We start from the raw sequence: 17,522 nt of genomic DNA, 5'->3' as shown, positions 1-17,522 counted from the left end.
GGCTTTGGGTTGATGGGAATTTCCCGTTGGGGTGGGACAAAGGTGTCAGCGCTGGGTGCTGCCCCGGGCTGCGTCGAGCAGCGCAAGTTCTTCGCGGCGGGGCAGGCCCTCCCAGTCACCGCGGGTGCTGACGGCGAAAGCACCGGCGAGGATGCCGCGCTTGAGTCGGCCGGCGACGTCTTCGCCGTCGAGCAGGGCGGAAAGGTAACCGGCGGTGAACGCGTCCCCGGCCCCCACAGTGTCCACGCACGTCACCGGGATGGCCGGAGCTTCAAGAAGGCCGTCGGCTGTATGGACCGCGGCCCCCGCGGCGCCGCGCTTCACCACCACCTCGCTGACCCCCAGCTCCAACAGGTGCACGGCCGCACGGGCCTCATCGGCCGGGGACGTGGCCTCCCCGCTCCCATCCCGCGGGACGGCAACGAGGTCGAGTTCGTCGTCGGACGCTATGACGATGGTGGCGTGCCGGGCCAGGGGGCCGAGCACGGCTCCCGCCTGGTCCCGGGACCAAAGCTTGCTCCGGTAGTTCACGTCCAGGGAGACCACCACGCCTTCAGCCGCTGCCCGTTCCGCGGCGTACTCCACCGCGTCCCGCGCTTCTGGACTGAGTGCCGGGGTGATGCCGGTCAGGTGGAGGATCCGTGTTCCGCCATCCAGGGCCGCAGCAACCTGGCCGCGGGAGATGGTGGCTCCCGCCGATCCGGCGCGGTAGTAGAAAGCCCGGCTGAGGTCGGCGGTGCGCTGCTCCAGGAACATCACCCCGGTGCTCCGGTCCGCATGCACGGTGTGGTTCAGCTGGACGCCTTCGCCGCGCAGTTGCTTCACGATGAACTCGCCGTGCGGGTCCGCGCCCACTGCCCCGGCCCAGGCAGCGCTGTGGCCAAGCCGTGCGACGCCGATGGCAACGTTCGATTCTGCCCCCGCCACCTGCATGTTCAGGGTGCCGCCGTTCGCCAGGGGGCCGCCGGCGCGGAGTGAGACCATGGACTCGCCGAAGGTCAGCAGGCAAACGCTCATGAAGGGGTCCCGGTTCCGGCACGGGCAGCAAATTCGGCCGCAAGGGCCACGAAGCTGCGGGCACGTTCCCGCATTTCCGTGAGGTCGCCGCCGGAGGCTGCGCTGCCGAACAGCGGACCGCCCAGGCCGACGGCGATCGCCCCGGCTTCCCAGTACCCGGCCGCCTCGCCGAGGCCCACGCCGCCCACGGCGATGAAGGGGATGTCCGGGAAGGGATCGCGGACTGCCTTCAGGTAGCCGGGCCCGCCGATCGATGCCGGGAAAAGCTTGATGGCGGTGGCACCGCGTTCCATCGCCTCATAGGCCTCGGTGGGGGTCAGCGCGCCGGCCAGGACCGGGATGCCGGCACTGGCCGCCTCGCTGATGGAGGGGGCAAGGGAGGGGGTGACGATGAACTGGCCGCCGGCAGCGGTGACGTGTTCGACGTCGGCCTCGCTCAGGACGGTGCCGGCGCCCACCAGGCAGCCGGCCGGCGCAGCCGCGCGGACCTCGCGGATTGCCTCCAGCGCGTTGGGCGTGGTGAGGGCGATCTCCACGTACCGGAAGCCTACCTCCATGGCGGCCAGCGCCGCCTTGGCGGCAGCACCGCCGTCGTTCCCGCGGACAATGCCGACAAGCCGCGACTGCCGGATGCCGGCCAGCAGGCCGGCGGAGGTGACGGCTGGATTTTGGGATGTCATGGGATTCACCATTCTGCGAAGGATCCGTCGGGGTGGCGCCACACAGGTCCGCGCCAGGCATGGCCGCGCTTGTCCGCTGCCCGCACCACGGCCTCGTCGATTTCGACGCCCAGTCCGGGCCCGGTGAGACGCTCGATGTGGCCGTTTACGAACTTGAACGGCGTCTTGTCCACCACGTAGTCCAGGACTTCGGCGCCCTGGTTGTAGTGGATGCCGATGCTTTGTTCCTGGATGAGGAAGTTGGGCGTGGCGAAGCCCACCTGGAGGCAGGCGGCCAGCGCCAGCGGTCCCAGCGGGCAGTGCGGTGCCAGCTGGACTTCGTAGACCTCGGCCAGGGCCGCGATCTTCCGGACCTCGGTGATGCCGCCGGCATGGGAGAGGTCCGGCTGGGCCACCGCGATGCCCGCCTGCAGCGCCGGCAGGAACTCCTGCCGGCTGTACAGCCGCTCCCCCGTGGACACCGGGGTGGTGGTGGACGCGGTGAATTCCCGGAGCAGGTGGGTGTTTTCCGGCACCACGGGCTCTTCGAGGAAGAAGGGCCGGAAGGGTTCCAGCAAGGGGGCCACCCGCCTGGCGTTGGCCAGGCTGAACCGGCCGTGGAAGTCAACGGCGACGTCCCGGTGGTCGCCCAGGACCTGCCGGGCCGCGGCAACACGGCGGATGACGCCGTCGATCTCTGCCACCGACGCCACCGGGCTCATCCGTCCGCTGGCGTTCATTTTGACGGCAGTGAGGCCCACGTCCAGCTGGGCGCTGATCTGGTCCGCCACCTCGTTCGGCTCGTCGCCGCCCACCCAGCCGTACATCCGGATGCGGTCGCGGACGTGGCCGCCCAGCAGCTGGTGCACCGGAGTGTTGAAGTGCTTGCCCGCGATGTCCCACAGCGCCTGGTCCAGGCCGGAGACGGCACTGGCAAGGATGGGTCCGCCCCGGTAGAAGGACCCCTTGGTCATCACCTGCCAGTGGTCTTCGATCCGGAGGGCGTCCCGTCCGATGAGCAGCTCCGAGAGTTGCCCGACGGCGGCGCGCACCGTCTCGCTGCGTCCCTCGCAGGTGGCCTCGCCCCACCCCACGATGCCGCTTTCGGTCTCGACCCGGACAAAGAGCCAGCGGGGTGGAACAAGGAATGTTTCGATCCGGCTGATGACGGTCACGCCGCGGTCCTAACCCTTGGTGGCGCCGGCGGTCAGGCCGGAGACGATGTACTTCTGCGTGAAGAGCGCAATGATCATGATGGGGATGGTGACAACAGTCGCCGCGGCCATCAGCCCGCCCCAGTCGATGCTGGCGTAGGAGACGAAGTCGAAGATCGCCACCGGCAGGGTCTTGGTCTTGGAGCCGGAGAGCACCAGCGCGAACATGAAGTTGTTCCAGGAGAAGATAAAGGACAGGATGCCGGCTGTGGCGATGCCGGACACCGCCAGCGGAAGCGTGATCAGCCGGAACGCACCGATCGGCGTAAGCCCGTCCACTTCGGCTGATTCCTCCAGCTCCAGGGGCAGCGAGTCGAAGTAGCTCATCATGATGTACACGATCAGCGGGAGGGCCACGAACATGTGGCTGAGGATCAGCACCTCGAACTTCCCCACCATCCGCAGGTTGGAGAAGACGTAGTACCAAGGCACCAGGAGTGAGACGCCGGGAATGACCCGGGCCATCAGGACCACCAGCGCCGAGCGGTGCATGGTGAACCGGCTCATGGCGTAGGCAGCCGGGACGCCGAGGACGATTGACAGCGCGGTGGAGACGAAGGCAACCCAGAAGCTGTTGAAGATGAACACGAAGTAGTTGTTGCGCTGCAGCACGTTGGCGTAGTTCTCGATGGTGGGCGAGAACAGGAACGCCTTGCCGGTGTCGTAGATATCCACGTTGGTCTTCAGCGATGCCAGCAGCATCCAGAAGAGCGGCGCAAGCAGGAACAGCACCACAAGGATGAGGGCGACGACCCGGAACACCTTGTAGGCGCGCGTGGCCAGGGGCTTGCGGCGGCGCGGGGGCCGGCGGTCCGCGGCGGTGGCGGCGGAATCTGTCATGACGGTCATTTGCTTACCGCTTTCTTGCGCATGGTGAGCAGCCACATGGAGCCGATGATGATCATGAAGAACAGGATCAGCACCGCCGAGGAAAGCCCGTACTGGTTGTAGTCGAAGCTGAGTCCGTAGGCGTAGACGTTCAGCGTCTCCACTTCGTGGAACGAGCCGCCGCCCTTGCCCTTGGTGGCGTAAAGGATGTCGAAGGTCTTCAGCGCATCGATGCCGCGCAGCAGGATGGCCACGATCACGGTGGGCATCATGAGGGGCAGCGTGATGTAGAAGAACCGCTGGAAGGCGTTGGCGCCGTCCACGCGGGCGGCCTCGTCCGGTTCGTCGGACAGCGAGGTCAGCCCGGCCAGCAGGATCAGGACCACCATGGGGGTCCACTGCCACACGTCCATGAAGATGGTGGTGCCCAGGGCGGTGTCCTGGCCGGACAGCCACGGCTGGGGCGGAATGCCCACCATGCCCAGGAGCTGGTTGACGAAGCCGATGTTGGGATCGAAGATCAGCCGCCACATCATGCCCACCGCTACGGGCGTGGCCACGAGCGGCAGCAGGATGGCCACCCGGACCCACTTTTCACCCCGGAAGGGCCGCCACAGAAGCAGCGCCACGCCCATGCCCAGCACCACTTCGAAGGCCAGGGCGACGCCGGTGAAGGAAAGGGTGCGGCCCACGGCGGGCCAGAAACGCTCGGTATCGCTGAGGACCGTGATGTAGTTCTGCAGCCCGATGAACTCCGTTGCGGCCCGCACGGATCCCTGGGAGTCGGTGAGGCTGAGGTACACGGTCCAGGCCAGCGGAAAGATGATCAGGACGCCGACGAAGATCATTGCCGGTGCCGCGAAGAGCCACTTTCGGTGCCGGTTGGCCCAGGCGGAAAAGTTCCCCCCGGCACCGGCGGGGCCACCGGGCCGGCGGGTGCGGGCGCTGCGGGGAGGGTTCAATACAGACATGGTTCACCTAAGGAGTTTGGGGGTGAAGTGGGCCGCGCCGGGACGGCCATGGGCCGTCCCGGCGGGATGTTGGTGCGCGATAGGCGCCCGGTGTCCTACTTCTTTTCGCTGTCCAGGAAGGTCTGGAAAGCAGTCTGGGCGTCGTTTGCCGCTGCGGCGGCGTCCCCGCCGGTGATGGTGGCGACAATCGGGGCGCCCACGATTTCGCGTGCCTTGCCTACGGTGACAACCTCGGGCCGGTCGTGGCCCACGCCGTTCTTGGCGCTGGCGGAGATCGCGTCGGCAAGGTCCTTCGGGTAGGTGGAGGTTCCGTCAGGGTTGGACCAGACGGAGGTGCGCGGGCCCGGGACGCCGGCCTTCTGGGCTGCCAGGGTGCGTTCCTTGCTGGTTGCCCACTGGATGAACTTCCAGGCGTTGTCCTGGTTGCTGGAGTTCTGGTTCACGCCCAGCGCCCAGGAGGGGATGTTGTACGGCTTGGAACCGGCGGGACCGGCAGGCAGCGCAGCGAATCCAACCTTGTCCGCAACCTTGGACTTGGCGGGGTCGGTGGCGTTCTTGTAGAGCGAATCTGCCTCCGTGTAGAAGGCGGCACCGCCCTGGGTGAAGATGGCCATCGCCTCCGGCCAGCTCATGTCCGTGCTGACGTTGGCGGGACCGTAGTTGCGGATCAGGCCGCCGTAGTAGGCGTAGGCCTTCTTGGCGGCGTCGGTGTTGACAGTGGCCTTGCCGCTGGAGTCCATGAAGTCGCCGCCAAAGCTGTACAGGAAGCTGGAGAACTGGGTCACCGCGGCGGACTTGCCGGTGCGGGCCACGAAGCCTGCGGTGTCAGGGGAGGACGCCTTGATGGCCTTGGCCGCCGCTTCCAGTTCCTCCATGGTCTTGGGGACCTGGAGGCCTGCGGCCTGCAGCAGGTCCTTGCGGTAGTACAGGACTTCGCGCTCGGTGATGATCGGAACACCAACCACCTTGCCGTCAACGGTGGTGGCCTTGACCGGGCCCTCCTGGTAATCCTTCCAGTCCCAGCCCGAGTCCGATGAGACGTTCTTGGTCAGGTCCGCAAGGTAAGCGTTCTTGGCAAAAGCCTTGCCTTCCTGCAGCGGGCGGTACATCATCACGTCGATCTCGTCGCTGCCTGCGTTGAGCTTGACGTTGTACTGGTCGGAGAGCTGGTCCTCGCCGAGCTGGGTCAGCTCCACCTTGAGCCCGCTGGACTTCTCGAATTCCGGAATCGCGGCCTTGATGCCCTCGGTCCACACGTGGTTGGCCAGGGTGACACGGACGGTGCCGGACTGCTTGGCCTGGTCGCTGCCGCCTCCGCCGCCGCTGCAGGCGGTCAGCCCCAGCGACATCGCTGCGGCAATTGCCGCGTACTTCACAATTGAATGCCGCTTCATTACGACTTCCTTTGCCTTCAGGCCCGCAGCTTCGCGGGCGGGTGACAGACGCCTCGTTACGTCTGTTGTGTTCAGCGAGCATAAACAAATAAGGCAGACATATACAAGACCTTGCCATGCCCCCATATGATTTATTCATGACCATCCCAAAGGCGGCGTTGTCCCCAGACCTGCATTCATCGCTGGTCGAGAACCTGGGGCTCGCCATTGCCGAGGGAACGCTGGCCCCGAATTCGATCCTGCGCTTGGATGAGCTGGAGGCGCAGCACAAGGTGTCCCGCTCCGTGATCCGGGAGGCCACCCGTGTCCTGTCGTCGATGGGCATGCTGGAATCGCGCCGCCGACTGGGAACGGTGGTTCAGCCGGAAGCCAGCTGGAACCTCTATGACCCCCAGGTGATCCGGTGGCGGCTGGCCTCGGCCAAGCGGCTGGAGCAGTTGCGGTCCCTGAATGAACTGCGCGGCGCCATTGAGCCGCAGGCCGCCCGGCTCGCGGCCGAGCGCGCTTCACTCGACCAGGCCAGCGACCTTGTTTCCATGGCAGCCCGGCTTTGGGCCGCCGGGCAGCGGGGAGACCAGGAGGATTTCCTGCGCCTGGACATCGAATTCCATGCCGCTGTCCTCAACGCCTCCGGCAACCTGATGTTTTCGCAGCTGCATAAACTCGTGGCGGAAGTGCTGGCGGGGCGGACCCAGCACGGCCTGATGCCCCATCTTCCGGACCATGAGGCACTGCAGATGCACGTGGATGTGGCCAGCGCCATCCAGCGGGGCCAGGCAGCCGCCGCGCATGCCGCCATGAGCCGAATTGTGGAGCAGTCCACCGAGGAGATGGGTGACATCTGGTCCAGCAGCCATGCTTCCGTCAACGACGGCGCGGCCAACCCCGGGTAAGCCAGGTGCCGGCAGCACCAGCGGACGCCGGAAGCGTTACGCCCGCCGGACTGCCAGCAGCTCACCCGCCAGGAAATCCAGGGCCGCCTGCCCTTCCGGCAGGCCGGCGGTGTGGTTGAGGTGGCCGTGGACCGCGCCCTGGGCGAGGAAGCAGGACACCGGAACCCCTGCGCGTTCCAGCTCAGCAGCAAACAGCTCTGTGGAGCCGCGGGCGTCGTCGTACTCGCAGGCGAGCAAGGCCGTGGGCGGCAGTCCGGCAGGGTCCGCGTAGCCGGGCATCGCATAGGACGATGCCATGCTGACGGGGCCGCCCACGTAGTTCTCGGCCGTCCGGATGCAGTCCTCCACGGTGAACCGCAGGTGCCGGGGCAGCCCGGCCATGACCCGCTGATCCAGTCCCCCGGCCGGCGGCGGGAGTTCCGCGTGCAGGAAGGGGTAGGCCAGCAGGAGCTTGGCGGGCAGCGGCTTTCCGGCGTCAATCAGGTAGAGCGCGGCGCCCACCGCCAGGTTGCCACCGGCACCGGCACCGCCCAGGCAGAGCAGGTCCGGATCCAGCCCCAGGCTTTCGGCGTTCTTCCGGGCCCAAAACCAGCCGGCCAGGGCGTCGTCGTGCGGGATGGGGAAGGACACGCCGTCGCGGGCCAGCCGGTAGTCCACGGACAGCACCGGCGTGCCCTGGTTCGCGAACACCCGCGCCAGGTAATCCGACTCCGGGCTATCCACGCTGCCGCTGACGAATCCGCCGCCGTGCAGCCACACGAGGGCGGGGCTGTCCGCGCCGGCTGGTTCCCCGTAGATCCGGATGGCCACCGGCCCGTGCCGGCCGTCGGCCGTCACGGCGCGGATGGGGACGTCCGGCCCGGGTGAGCGCAGGGCGTCCGGGTTAAGGAACTGCGGTCCTTCCGGGCTGGCCAGGTACTCAGCGAAACCGGCGGCGGCCTCCCCCTGTGGGCCGGCCGGGGTGGCGTCGGGGGAAGCCACGTCTGGTTTTGTGCGGGGTGTCATGGTGTTCCCAACTTCCGTGAGAAGTAGTCAACGGCTGTGGCCAGGATGGTATCCAGCTGGTCCTCGGCGCCGAAGAAGCAGTGGTCGCCGCCCGTGATGGTCATGACGTCATGTTCCACGCCGGCGCCAGCGAGCGCGGCGGCCAGAAGCTCGGTCTGCGAGTGCGGGACCAGTCCATCCGAATCGCCGTGGACCAGGAGGAACGGGGCGGCATCCGCCGATACGTAGATGACGGGGCTGGCCGCGGCCAGCAGTTTCGGGTCGTCCGACCCGCCCACCAGCATCTGCTCGGGCTGCAGCGACATTCCCGGCGGGACAGCGGCAGTCAAGGAAGGGGGAAAGAGCCCGTCCGGGGTGACTATTGGCGGGATGTCCACCAGCGAAGACACGCCGTAGAAGTCGACGACGGCGCTGACGCTGCTTGGGTGCCCCTGCGCACCGAGACCGCCCTCCAGGTCTTCGCGCTTGCCGGTGAGTCCCAGGAGCGCTACCAGGTGTCCGCCTGCTGATTCGCCCCAGGCGCCAAACCTGTCCGGGTCGATGTTGAGGTCCCCGGCGAACTCCCGGAGGTAGCGGACCGCGGCTTTGAGGTCGTGGAGCTGTGCCGGGAACGGTGCTTCCAGCGAGTGCCGGTAGTCTGCCGTGGCGCAGGCGATGCCTGCCTCGTTGAGCAGCCGGAACACGGAATCGGGGGCGAAGGTGGGCGGCAGTTCGCGGCGGTCGCCCAGCTGGAACGCTCCGCCGTGCACCCAGAGGACCATCGGCGTGGTCCCAAAGGCCTTGCGGGGCAGCCAGATGTCCATCTTCAGCGGCCGGAATCCGATGGCCCGGGCGTAGGTGACTTCACGGTGCACGGAGGATACGTCCGAGACCTGCCCCGCCGTGCCCGGGGCATCGAAGACAGGGAACGGCGGAACCTTCCTGCCTCCGGGACGGGAGGTGTCGGAACGGGATATGTCAGAACGCGACATGTCGGAAGGGGACAGGTCGAGTACCCCGGTAGCGTCATCCACTGTCATAGTGTGCTCCTCATCAGCGCAGGTTGTGCAGTGCCCCGGCCGGTGGCGGCAGGGAAAGTGTGGTGTCCCGGCCCGACGACGGCGGCCGGCGCGCCGGGGAGCCGCACCTCCGCGGTGGTGCCGGAGGGAATCGTGGCTGTGAGCGTCAGCACGCCGCCGTCCATTGCTCCTTCCGCCGCAGTCCAGGCCACCTGGATCAGGCCCCGTGGCCCCATGTGTGAGGTGGAGGCGGATGCCAGGCCGGCGCCGGGGCGGGGCTCAATGATGATGCGCTCCCAGCCTGCGCTTCCGGGCGCCTGCCGCAGGCCGGCGGTGTAGCGGTGCAGGAAGGAGACCACGGCACCCTTGCTGTAGTGGTTGAGCGACTGGTGCGGCGTGCCGTTGGCATCGATGCCGTTCCACAACTCCCACACGGTGGTGGCGCCGCGGTCCACCATGGTCAGCCAGGACGGTTCCGAGTCCTGCATCAGGAGTTCATAGGCCAGGTCCAGTTGTCCGTTGTCCGCCAGGACCGGGAGCAGGTAGGGCGTGGCCAGGAAGCCGGTGCCCAGGTGGGTGCCGGCGTTCCGGATCAGGGCGGCCAGCTGCGAGGTGACCGTGGGGCGGTGTTCGGGGCTGACAAGGTCGAAGGCCAGGGCGCGGACGCAGTTGGCCTGCGTGGCTTGGATTACGCTGCCCGAAAAATCAAGGTATTCCGTCTCCCACGCGTCCCGGATCAGGTGTGAAAGTTCCGCGAGCTCGGCGGCCTCTGTATCCAGGCCCAGGACAGCAGCGATTCGTGCCATCACGTCCGTGGTGTGCCGGTAGTAGGCCGTGGCCACGATCCCGTGGTCGGCGCTGCGGGCGGCGAACAGGTCAGGTTCGGGGCCGTCCGGTTCCATCCATTCACCAAAGTGGAAGCCGGTGTCCCACAGGTACCGCTCGTGCGGCGCGGGCGCTGCGCTTGCGGCGGCGCGCGCGGCGTGCCGCTCCGTTTCGGCGGTAGCCTGCACAAAGTGAAGCCACCGCTGCATGGCCTCCCAGTTTTCGGCGAGGATCCTGGCGTCCCCTGACGCCAGGTAGACCTCCCAGGGCACCATCACCACCGCATCGCCCCAGCCGGCGGACCCGTTGGTGAAGCCCATGAACTCCGCCGAGGTGGCCGCGGGCCCGGGGGACGGCGAGATGTTGGTGATGACGCCGTTGTCCCATTGGTCTGCACGGACGTCGCGCAGCCACTTGCGGGAGAAGCCTGTGACGTCGAAAAGGTATGCGGCAGTGGGGACAAACAGCTGCCAGTCCCCGGTCCAGCCGGCTTTCTCGCGCTGCGGGCAGTCGGTGGGGACCTCGCAGGAGTTACCCAGGAAGCTCCATTCCACGATGTCATGCAGTGCGTTCAGGCGCGCATCGCTGCAGCTGAAGGTGCCAGTACGTTCCAGGTCCGTCCGCACCAGGCAGCCGGTGATGTCTCCCGGCTGGAGGCCCGCGGCGAGGCCCTGGACCGAGACGTACCGGAAGCCGTGGGTGGTGTGCCGGGGTTCGAAGACTTCCCCGGGGGCACCCGAGGCGGTGACGGTGTCCACCTGGCCTGCGTCCCGGAAGGCTCCCGGCGCCCGGAAGTCGAGGGGGCGCAGATGGTCCCGGTTGACGTCACCGTCCGCTCCGAGCGCTTCGCCGTATTCCAGGGTGACGGTTTCGCCCGGTGCGCCGAGCCGGGTGAGCCGGACCCAGCCGTGGATGTTCTGGCCAAAGTCCACCACCTGGCTGCCGTTGGCCAGCCGCGTGATGGACGCCGGAACAAGTTCCTGCGCCACCCGGGTGGGCGGCGCAAGGGGTCCGGCCAGTGCGGTGAAACTGCCGGGACGGACGACTGCGGAACACGGCCGGGGTGCGCGGGCAACCGGGGCGCCGTTGCCCGCCTTAGGTGCGCTGCCGCCGTCGGCCTTCCTGAAGTCCACGCCCTGGCCCGCCATAAGGTCGGCACGGAGGATCTCCGTGGCGGACACCAGCCACGAGCTGTCGGTGCCGATGACCTGCCTGCCGGCCCGTGACTCCAGTTCGAGCTGCGCCAGGAAGGCCGTGTGCGTTCCGTACATGTCGGCGTCGCGCGTGTATCCGAACGTGCCGCGGTACCAGCCGTCGGTGAGGACGGCTCGCACGGTGTTGCTGCCTTCACGGATCAGGGCGGTGACGTCGTGGGCCTGGACCTGGAGCGTGGTGTTGTAGCTGGTGGAGCCTGGGGTGAGTTGCTGGTCGCCCACGCGGTGGCCGTTGATGAATAGCTCATAGATGCCGTGCGCGGTGGCGTAGGCGCGGGCCTTGTGCGGGGCCGCCGGCAGGAAGAAGGTTTTGGTGAGGGCATAGCCGGGCCGGTCTTCTGGCGCCGGAACTTGGGGCTCGTCTGGCCCGATCCACTGCGCCGTCCAGTCCTCGGCATGCATCAGCCCCAGCTCCACCGGCATCGGACGGGACCAGCCGCTCGGTGTTTCGGTGCCTTTTTCGTCCCTGTCCCAGGTGCGGACGCGCCACTCGAACCGGTCCCGCGAGCGCAGCGCCGGCCCGCCGTACGGGATGCCGCTGCAGGCGGCCGACTCGACCTTCCCCGTGTCCCAGCCGTTGCTTGCGGTGATGCGGTATGCCGCCTGGCCTGTGGTTCCGGCGGGCGGCGTCCAGCTGAGGCTGGGCTCCCGGATGGTCAGGCCCATCGCTTCCAACAGGTGCTCGGCCCGAAGCCGGGTGGGGGCGGTCATGCGGCAGGGCTCCTGGGGTGCGGGTGCTGGGAGTTCCAGCTTGGTTGGCGTGCTCCTATCCCCCACACAGCATTTTCATTGGTCGAAATAGTATTGTGGGGCAGCTCACCAATGCATCAGCGCTAGGAACCACCGCCATGACTGTCATTCCGGACCCGGACACCCCGCCTGCCCGCGGAAAGCGGCCCAAACAGGGCGAACCCGTCATCGACCGCGCGCTGAGCCTGCTCGCCGTCTTCTCCGACCGGCGGCGGGCACTGACGCTCTCGGAACTCGCCCGGTATGCGGACATGCCCGCGCCCACCGCACTGCGGCTGATCGCTCGGCTGGTGGCATGGGGTGCGCTTGAAAGACTCGACGACGGCCGGTATGTCGTGGGGGTCAGGCTGTGGGAAGTGGCGTCGCTGTCGCCCCGCGGTCACGGGGTGCGGGAAATTGCCCTTCCCTACCTGGAAGACCTGTTCGAAGTCACCCGGCACCACGTGCTGCTGGCGGTGCGGGACAACGAGCAGGCGGTGCTGATCGAGCGGCTGTCCGCGAAGGATGCCACGGAGGTGGCGTACCGCGTGGGTGGCCGGGCGCCCCTGCGGTCCACGGCGATCGGGCTGGTGCTGCTGGCGGGCGCGGACCAGCAGTTCCAGGAGACCATCCTGAAGCGGCCGCCGGAAAACGAGCCCGGAGTGCCGGAGTTGCCGGAGGGCCAGCTGCGCAGGACCCTTTCGGATGTGCGGCGCACCGGGATTGCGATGATCCGCCGTACCGTCCCGTCCCGGACCGTCTCCGTGGCGTCCCCCATCTTCGACGCCCAGGGCTCCGTGGTGGCGTCACTGTCCATCGTGGTCCCGGACGGGTCCACTCCCCCGAACGTACTGGCCCCCGCTGTCCGCGCGGCCGCCCGCGCCGTCTCCAGGAACCTGGGGCACCAGGCTGCCGTCAGCGCCGGCACCCGGACGCACTCGCAGGGGTAGCGGCCCTACGCGGCCGAGGCCGGGGTCGCGGGGCAACGTCACACAGGTGGCTCACAGAATCCGCCTACCGGATGCATAGTGCGGTGGCTTCTGATGGGTTCATGACCACTTCGCACAACCGCAATGAGCTCCCCGAAAACGCGCACCAGCCGCACCCGGATCACGACCGCGGCCTTGATCGACCTGTCGACGCTGATGAGCCGCCGCTCCCTCGGCATGTTCCTCGGTGCCGGCGGCGCCGCCGTCGCACTCGCTGCCTGCAGCCCCAACGGATCAACCACGGCTGCGCCGTCAGCCACGGACGCAACCGCCACGGCGGCTTCCACCGAATCCGCATCGGCTTCGGCTACGGCATCGTCCTCCGCCACGTCGACACCCACCATTACCCGGGCCATTGCCGAGTGCGGCGTGGAGATTCCCCAGGAAACCGCCGGACCGTACCCGGGCGACGGCTCCAACGGACCCAACGTCCTGGAAGCCTCCGGCGTGGTGCGGCAGGACATCACCTCCAGCTTCGGCACCGCGTCCGCTAAAGCGGTGGGCGTCCCGTTGACCTTCACCCTCACCCTGCTGGACAACGCCAACGGCTGCACACCGCTGGCGGGCGCGGCGGTCTACGCCTGGCATTGCGACCGCGACGGCAAGTACTCGATGTACGACTCGAGCCTGAAAAACGAAAACTACCTGCGCGGCGTCCAGGAGGCAGACGCCAACGGCCAGGTCACCTTCACGTCCATCTTCCCGGGTGCCTACGCCGGACGGTGGCCGCACATCCACTTCGAAGTGTTCGAATCCATGAACAACGCCACCGCCGCCGGCCAGGTGCTCACCGTCTCGCAGATTGCCCTGACCAAAGCGGCCTGTGACGACGTCTACGCAACTCCTGGTTACGAAAAGAGCATCACCAACATGACCCGGACCACGCTGCAGTCAGACAACGTGTTCGGCGACGACGGCGGCATCTACCAGCTGGCCACCATGACCGGATCCGCGGCGACGGTCTATGCGGCGGCGTCTAACGTGACCATCTAGGCGTACTCGCCCTTGATCACGAAGTACGAGCCGCGGATGGTGCCCGCCAGCTTCGACTTTTGGCGGGCGAACTTGAAGCTGGACGCCAGCTCTTCCGGAACGTCCATGCCGTCCGAGAGCTTGAATCCGACCGCCCGCTTGCCCCCTTCCTCAATGCCGTACATGACGTTGATGGACAGCCCTGACTCGTAGAACACGTAGGCCATTCGCAGCCCGTCCACTTCGAAGGAGGACACCTCAAGGGGTTTGGAGGCAATCACCAGGTTGCGCTCGGCGGACAGGATGTTGTTCACATAGTCCAGCACTTCCGGCGCTTCCCCGGCAGGGACCACCGTGAAGTCGTGGTCGTATTTATTCTTGTAGTAGCGGGCCTCGTTGGCGCGGAGCCCGGCCAACGCCTCCGCTACCGGTGACGATTCCAGACCGGCGGTGGACACGTTCTTGAAATCCACGGTGTACGGCATGAGTCCTCCCTGGGAATGATCTTTTGCCACATCGTTGCAGATCAGCGCCTCCGCTGCACCTCATCGAAGGACGCGGATGCTGTTCCCGTCGATTTCCACGCCAGTGATCCTGACCCTTTCGTTGGGTGTGTCGTTCGGCCCGTGAAAGACCAGATAGTCACGCCCGCCGGATGTGCGGAGGACCATTCCATGCCCGCCATTGCTGGACCACACAGGGTCCGCCTGCTGGATCCAGGGCCCCTTGATGGTTCCGCTTTTCGACTCGGCGATGCCCATTGCATACCCGGCCTCGCCGTGGCTTGACCACAGCATCAGCAAAGACCCTTCCGGCGAACGGACAACAAACGGTCCATCGGTGAACAGGGGATCTGCGGCAAGGTTCAGGTCCTTTGGGGGTTCCACCCCCTCCGGGAACCGCAGCGGCCGGGTCCAGGCCGCCGCGGATGCCTTGAACAGGAGAGCAGGCTCACCGACTGCCGTGCGCAGGTCCGGCGCCAGGCGGACGGCACGCATCTCGCCGTCAGTGATCCCTGGTGCATCAGCGGTTCCCTCCGTCCCCCGGCTGTAGACGAGCCAGCGGGTGGAATCCTCGTCGATATACAGCGTCCCGTCGAGGCACGGTTCGGCCGCCGGCGTCACGGCTCCGTCACTCCAGGGCTGGTAGGGGCCCGTGGCCAGATCCGAGGCAAGAACCGCGACGCCCCGGGGGCGGTTGCCCGTTGACGTCGCAAAGGTGCCGAACATGAAGAACCGTCCGTCAAGGGCGTACACCTCCGGAGCCCAGAACTGCGCGTCCGCCCAAAAATCCGCTGGCGGCCGGAAGGCCGCAAAGGGGCCTTCCCAGTGTTCAAGGTCATTGCTGGTATAGCAGTCAAAGCCGGTGGCGGGGCCACTCCACACGTTCCTGTCGCTGGTTCCGAACAGGACAAACTCCCCCGGAACCGGTTCCAGGATGAAAGGGTCCCGCATCCGGATTTGATCGAGGCGCAGGAGCCGAACCGTCTCCTGTCTGCCCATCAGCGGCTTGCCTCGTAATCGGGCATGGGGGCAACGCGCCCTTCGAAAGAGTGGGTGCCGCCCTCAACGGTGCGCTGCGCACCGTCGGGAAGGACGACGTCGGCCGCCACCCCGTCAGGGACGGTCGCCTCGAGGCGGAACGCACCGCCGTCGAGCGTCCATTCAACCCGGACCTCACCGTGCGGAGTCTTCAGGGAGGTCCTGGCCCAGTCGATTCCTTGGCCCGGCTGCGGGGCGATGAGGACGCGCGCGTAGCCCGGTTCCAGCGGTCGGATGCCGCCGATGGCTTTGTGCATCCAGTCGGCAACGGCGCCCAGGGCGTAGTGGTTGAAGCTGGTCATTTCGCCGGGGTTGATGGTGCCGTCGGGGAGCATGGAGTCCCAGCGTTCCCAGACCGTGGTGGCTCCCATCGTCACGGGGTACAGCCAGGACGGGCAGCCCTTCTCCAGCAGCAGCCGGTAGGCCTCGTCCATGTGGCCGGTGTCCGTCAGCGCGTGCGTGATGAACGGGGTGCCCGCGAATCCGGTGGACACGCGGTAGCCGTTGTCCCGGACCAGCTCGGCCAGGCGGGTCCCGGCGAACTCCCGCAGCTCCGGGGTGGCCAGGATGTCGAAGGCGATAGCCAGCGCGTAGACCGTGGTGCAGTCGCTGCGGATGGTGCCGTCGGCAGCGACGTAGTTCTCGGCGAAGGCGGTACGCACCCGGGCGGCGAGCGCCTCGAAGTGGGCCTCGTCGTCGTGCCTGCCCAGCAGCCCGGCAGCCTGGGCGGTTAGGCGCGCGGTGCGGTACATGCAGGCGGTGGCCACCACGCCGGTGTCTGCCTTGGCCGCCCATGGCTGGTCCGGCGCGGCGTCGGGGTCCAGCCAGTCGCCGAACTGGAAGCCGGAGTCCCACAGGCCGGTGGGCGAGAGCAGCCCCTCCACCCGGCGGGTGTGCGAGGCCATCGACTCGTACTGGTTCCGCAGCACGCTGAGGTCCCCGTAGGCCTCCCAGAGTGCCCATGGCACCCACACGGAGGCTTCACTCCACAGGGCGGACGATTCCGGAGCCGGGAATTCGGGCGGCTGCGGGCAGAATTTCAGGGCATCGGGCACGGTGATGGGCACCAGACCGTTCGCGGCCTTCTGCTCGGCGGCCAGGTCCAGCAGCCAGTCCTGCAGGAACCCTTTGACGTCGTACAGGTAGGCAGCAGTGGGGGCGAAGACCGCGATGTCGCCGGTCCAGCCCAGCCGCTCGTCGCGCTGCGGGCAGTCGGTGGGCAGGTCCAGGAAGTTCCCGCGGAGGCCCCAGACGATGTTGCGGTGCAGCTGGTTGACGAGTTCGTTGGAACATTCGAAGGTGCCGGTGCGCTCGAGGTCGGAGTGGACCACCACGGCTTCCAAGTCACCATCGGTGAGGTCGCCCGGCCAGCCGGTGATCTCGGCGTAGCGGAAGCCGTGGAAGGTCTTGGTGGGTTCAAAGTCGTCTTTCCCGCCGGAGAGGATGAACGTGTCCGTGGCTTTGGCTGACCGCAGGGGCCGGACGCCGAGTTCGCCGTCTTCCAGGACCTCGGCGTGCCGCACGGTAATGGCCTGCCCGGCCTCGCCCCGCACCGTGAAGCGGAGCCAGCCCACCAGGTTCTGGCCGAAGTCCACCAGCGTCCGGCCGGTGGGTGAGGTGCGGATTTCCACGGGATGCACGACGCCGGCACGCACCACGGGCGGGCCCACCGGCTCAGCCAGCCGGCCGCCGTCGAACGCCAGCCCACGCACACCCGTCCAGTCAGCACCGGGTACAAAGCCGGGCTCCGCCCAGCCCTTTTGCAGGCGGCGGGCGTCGATGGTCTGGCCGTCGTAGAGGTCGTTGAAGGTGGTGGCGGAGGGGCCTGCCTGCCAGGAGGTGTCAGAGGCGACCGACTGGACGTGTCCGTCGTCGAACTCGATGTCCAGCTGGCCGAGGAACCCCAGCTCACTGCCGTACAGGTTGGACATCCCGTGCCAGGCCAGCCGTCCGCGGTACCAGCCGTTGCCCAGTTCCACCCCCAGCACGCTGGTTGGCGCCAGCAGGGAGGTGACGTCGTAGCTGCGGTAGCGCAGCCGCCATTCGTAGGAACTCCAGCCGGGGCCCAGGACGTCTGGCCCCACCGGAGTGCCGTTGATGGATGCCTCGTAGACGCCGAGGGCGGTGGCCCGGAGTGTCCCCTTCACCACGCCGCCGTGGCCCTCGTCGAGCGTAAATTCCTTGCGGAGCAGGGGGGCGCCGTCAAAGTCCTGTTGGGGCGTGATCATGGCGGCGTGCCAGGGCGTGGAGGTCATGGAAGGAGGGTTCCGTTC

Annotated in this window: 14 protein-coding genes and 1 pseudogene; 3 read left to right on the top strand and 12 right to left on the bottom strand. The window is 67.5% G+C overall.

Going from position 1 to position 17,522, the window contains the following annotated elements:
* Positions 1–45: 45 nt before the first annotated feature.
* From LDO86_RS01675 to LDO86_RS01650, 6 genes are all read right to left on the bottom strand, one after another.
* Positions 46–1,017, bottom strand: coding sequence for a sugar kinase (locus LDO86_RS01675; RefSeq protein ID WP_018770857.1), 972 nt, complete (start codon positions 1,015–1,017; stop codon positions 46–48).
* Positions 1,014–1,697 carry a bifunctional 4-hydroxy-2-oxoglutarate aldolase/2-dehydro-3-deoxy-phosphogluconate aldolase gene (locus LDO86_RS01670; protein ID WP_051081422.1) on the bottom strand — a complete coding sequence of 228 codons (684 nt, stop codon included), beginning with the start codon at positions 1,695–1,697 and terminating at the stop codon, positions 1,014–1,016. Before LDO86_RS01670 ends, LDO86_RS01675 begins: the two co-directional genes overlap by 4 nt.
* A gap of 5 nt (positions 1,698–1,702) precedes the next feature.
* On the bottom strand, positions 1,703–2,851 hold the full coding sequence (gene dgoD / locus LDO86_RS01665) for a galactonate dehydratase (protein ID WP_018770859.1): 1,149 nt from the start codon (positions 2,849–2,851) through the stop codon (positions 1,703–1,705).
* A 9-nt stretch (positions 2,852–2,860) separates the two neighbouring features.
* Positions 2,861–3,739 carry a carbohydrate ABC transporter permease gene (locus tag LDO86_RS01660; RefSeq protein WP_018770860.1) on the bottom strand — a complete coding sequence of 293 codons (879 nt, stop codon included), beginning with the start codon at positions 3,737–3,739 and terminating at the stop codon, positions 2,861–2,863.
* Positions 3,736–4,689, bottom strand: coding sequence for a sugar ABC transporter permease (locus LDO86_RS01655; RefSeq protein ID WP_186447807.1), 954 nt, complete (start codon positions 4,687–4,689; stop codon positions 3,736–3,738). Before LDO86_RS01655 ends, LDO86_RS01660 begins: the two co-directional genes overlap by 4 nt.
* Positions 4,690–4,784: 95 nt before the next feature.
* On the bottom strand, positions 4,785–6,083 hold the full coding sequence (locus LDO86_RS01650) for a sugar ABC transporter substrate-binding protein (RefSeq protein ID WP_018770862.1): 1,299 nt from the start codon (positions 6,081–6,083) through the stop codon (positions 4,785–4,787).
* A gap of 137 nt (positions 6,084–6,220) precedes the next feature.
* Between LDO86_RS01650 and LDO86_RS01645 the strand changes: the two genes are divergently transcribed.
* The gene (locus LDO86_RS01645) at positions 6,221–6,976 is read left to right on the top strand and encodes an FCD domain-containing protein (RefSeq protein WP_018770863.1); all 756 of its coding nucleotides are present in this window, start codon (positions 6,221–6,223) and stop codon (positions 6,974–6,976) included.
* 36 nt (positions 6,977–7,012) lie between these two features.
* Here the strand turns inward: LDO86_RS01645 and LDO86_RS01640 are convergent, their stop codons facing one another.
* Genes LDO86_RS01640 through LDO86_RS01630 form a run of 3 tightly spaced genes read right to left on the bottom strand, consistent with a single transcriptional unit; the run spans position 7,013 to position 11,729 of the window.
* On the bottom strand, positions 7,013–7,957 hold the full coding sequence (locus tag LDO86_RS01640) for an alpha/beta hydrolase (RefSeq protein WP_223993459.1): 945 nt from the start codon (positions 7,955–7,957) through the stop codon (positions 7,013–7,015).
* Between the two features lie 20 nt (positions 7,958–7,977).
* Complete coding sequence (locus tag LDO86_RS01635; RefSeq protein WP_018770865.1) at positions 7,978–9,000, bottom strand: alpha/beta hydrolase; 1,023 nt, start codon at positions 8,998–9,000, stop codon at positions 7,978–7,980.
* Positions 8,997–11,729, bottom strand: a complete 2,733-nt coding sequence (locus LDO86_RS01630) for an alpha-L-rhamnosidase (RefSeq protein WP_223993457.1) — start codon at positions 11,727–11,729, stop codon at positions 8,997–8,999. The genes LDO86_RS01635 and LDO86_RS01630 overlap by 4 nt, the downstream gene beginning before the upstream one ends.
* 137 nt (positions 11,730–11,866) lie before the next feature.
* On the opposite strand from LDO86_RS01630, the gene LDO86_RS01625 reads away from it, so the two are divergent.
* Together LDO86_RS01625 and LDO86_RS01620 are read left to right on the top strand one after the other, a co-directional pair.
* Positions 11,867–12,697, top strand: coding sequence for an IclR family transcriptional regulator (locus LDO86_RS01625; protein ID WP_018770867.1), 831 nt, complete (start codon positions 11,867–11,869; stop codon positions 12,695–12,697).
* A 101-nt stretch (positions 12,698–12,798) separates the two neighbouring features.
* A pseudogene (locus LDO86_RS01620) lies at positions 12,799–13,729 on the top strand (intradiol ring-cleavage dioxygenase).
* Here the strand turns inward: LDO86_RS01620 and LDO86_RS01615 are convergent.
* The 3 genes from LDO86_RS01615 to LDO86_RS01605 are packed head-to-tail and all read right to left on the bottom strand — an operon-like array spanning position 13,726 to position 17,504.
* Positions 13,726–14,193, bottom strand: a complete 468-nt coding sequence (locus LDO86_RS01615; protein ID WP_018770868.1) for a hypothetical protein — start codon at positions 14,191–14,193, stop codon at positions 13,726–13,728. The pseudogene LDO86_RS01620 and the gene LDO86_RS01615 overlap by 4 nt on opposite strands.
* A 60-nt stretch (positions 14,194–14,253) precedes the next feature.
* Positions 14,254–15,210 (bottom strand): glycoside hydrolase family 43 protein, encoded by a 957-nt coding sequence (locus LDO86_RS01610; protein WP_051081419.1) that lies wholly within the window; start codon positions 15,208–15,210, stop codon positions 14,254–14,256.
* Positions 15,210–17,504, bottom strand: a complete 2,295-nt coding sequence (locus LDO86_RS01605; protein WP_018770870.1) for a family 78 glycoside hydrolase catalytic domain — start codon at positions 17,502–17,504, stop codon at positions 15,210–15,212. The genes LDO86_RS01610 and LDO86_RS01605 overlap by 1 nt, the downstream gene beginning before the upstream one ends.
* Between the last annotated feature and the right edge of the window lie 18 nt (positions 17,505–17,522).

The sequence above is a fragment of the Arthrobacter sp. StoSoilB19 genome (assembly GCF_019977275.1).
Lineage (GTDB): Bacteria > Actinomycetota > Actinomycetes > Actinomycetales > Micrococcaceae > Arthrobacter.
Note: the sequence above shows the minus strand (reverse complement) of the source record. Positions and strands in the feature narration are given on the sequence as shown.

What these genes read in the sequence shown, in the direction of transcription:
- LDO86_RS01675 (WP_018770857.1), bottom strand. Translation starts at nt 1,017, where the DNA reads ATGAGCGTTTGCCTGCTGACCTTCGGCGAGTCCATGGTCTCACTCCGC.
- LDO86_RS01670 (WP_051081422.1), bottom strand. Translation starts at nt 1,697, where the DNA reads ATGACATCCCAAAATCCAGCCGTCACCTCCGCCGGCCTGCTGGCCGGC.
- LDO86_RS01660 (WP_018770860.1), bottom strand. Translation starts at nt 3,739, where the DNA reads ATGACCGTCATGACAGATTCCGCCGCCACCGCCGCGGACCGCCGGCCC.
- LDO86_RS01655 (WP_186447807.1), bottom strand. Translation starts at nt 4,689, where the DNA reads ATGTCTGTATTGAACCCTCCCCGCAGCGCCCGCACCCGCCGGCCCGGT.
- LDO86_RS01650 (WP_018770862.1), bottom strand. Translation starts at nt 6,083, where the DNA reads ATGAAGCGGCATTCAATTGTGAAGTACGCGGCAATTGCCGCAGCGATG.
- LDO86_RS01645 (WP_018770863.1), top strand. Translation starts at nt 6,221, where the DNA reads ATGACCATCCCAAAGGCGGCGTTGTCCCCAGACCTGCATTCATCGCTG.
- LDO86_RS01635 (WP_018770865.1), bottom strand. Translation starts at nt 9,000, where the DNA reads ATGACAGTGGATGACGCTACCGGGGTACTCGACCTGTCCCCTTCCGAC.
- LDO86_RS01630 (WP_223993457.1), bottom strand. Translation starts at nt 11,729, where the DNA reads ATGACCGCCCCCACCCGGCTTCGGGCCGAGCACCTGTTGGAAGCGATG.
- LDO86_RS01625 (WP_018770867.1), top strand. Translation starts at nt 11,867, where the DNA reads ATGACTGTCATTCCGGACCCGGACACCCCGCCTGCCCGCGGAAAGCGG.
- LDO86_RS01615 (WP_018770868.1), bottom strand. Translation starts at nt 14,193, where the DNA reads ATGCCGTACACCGTGGATTTCAAGAACGTGTCCACCGCCGGTCTGGAA.
- LDO86_RS01610 (WP_051081419.1), bottom strand. Translation starts at nt 15,210, where the DNA reads ATGGGCAGACAGGAGACGGTTCGGCTCCTGCGCCTCGATCAAATCCGG.
- LDO86_RS01605 (WP_018770870.1), bottom strand. Translation starts at nt 17,504, where the DNA reads ATGACCTCCACGCCCTGGCACGCCGCCATGATCACGCCCCAACAGGAC.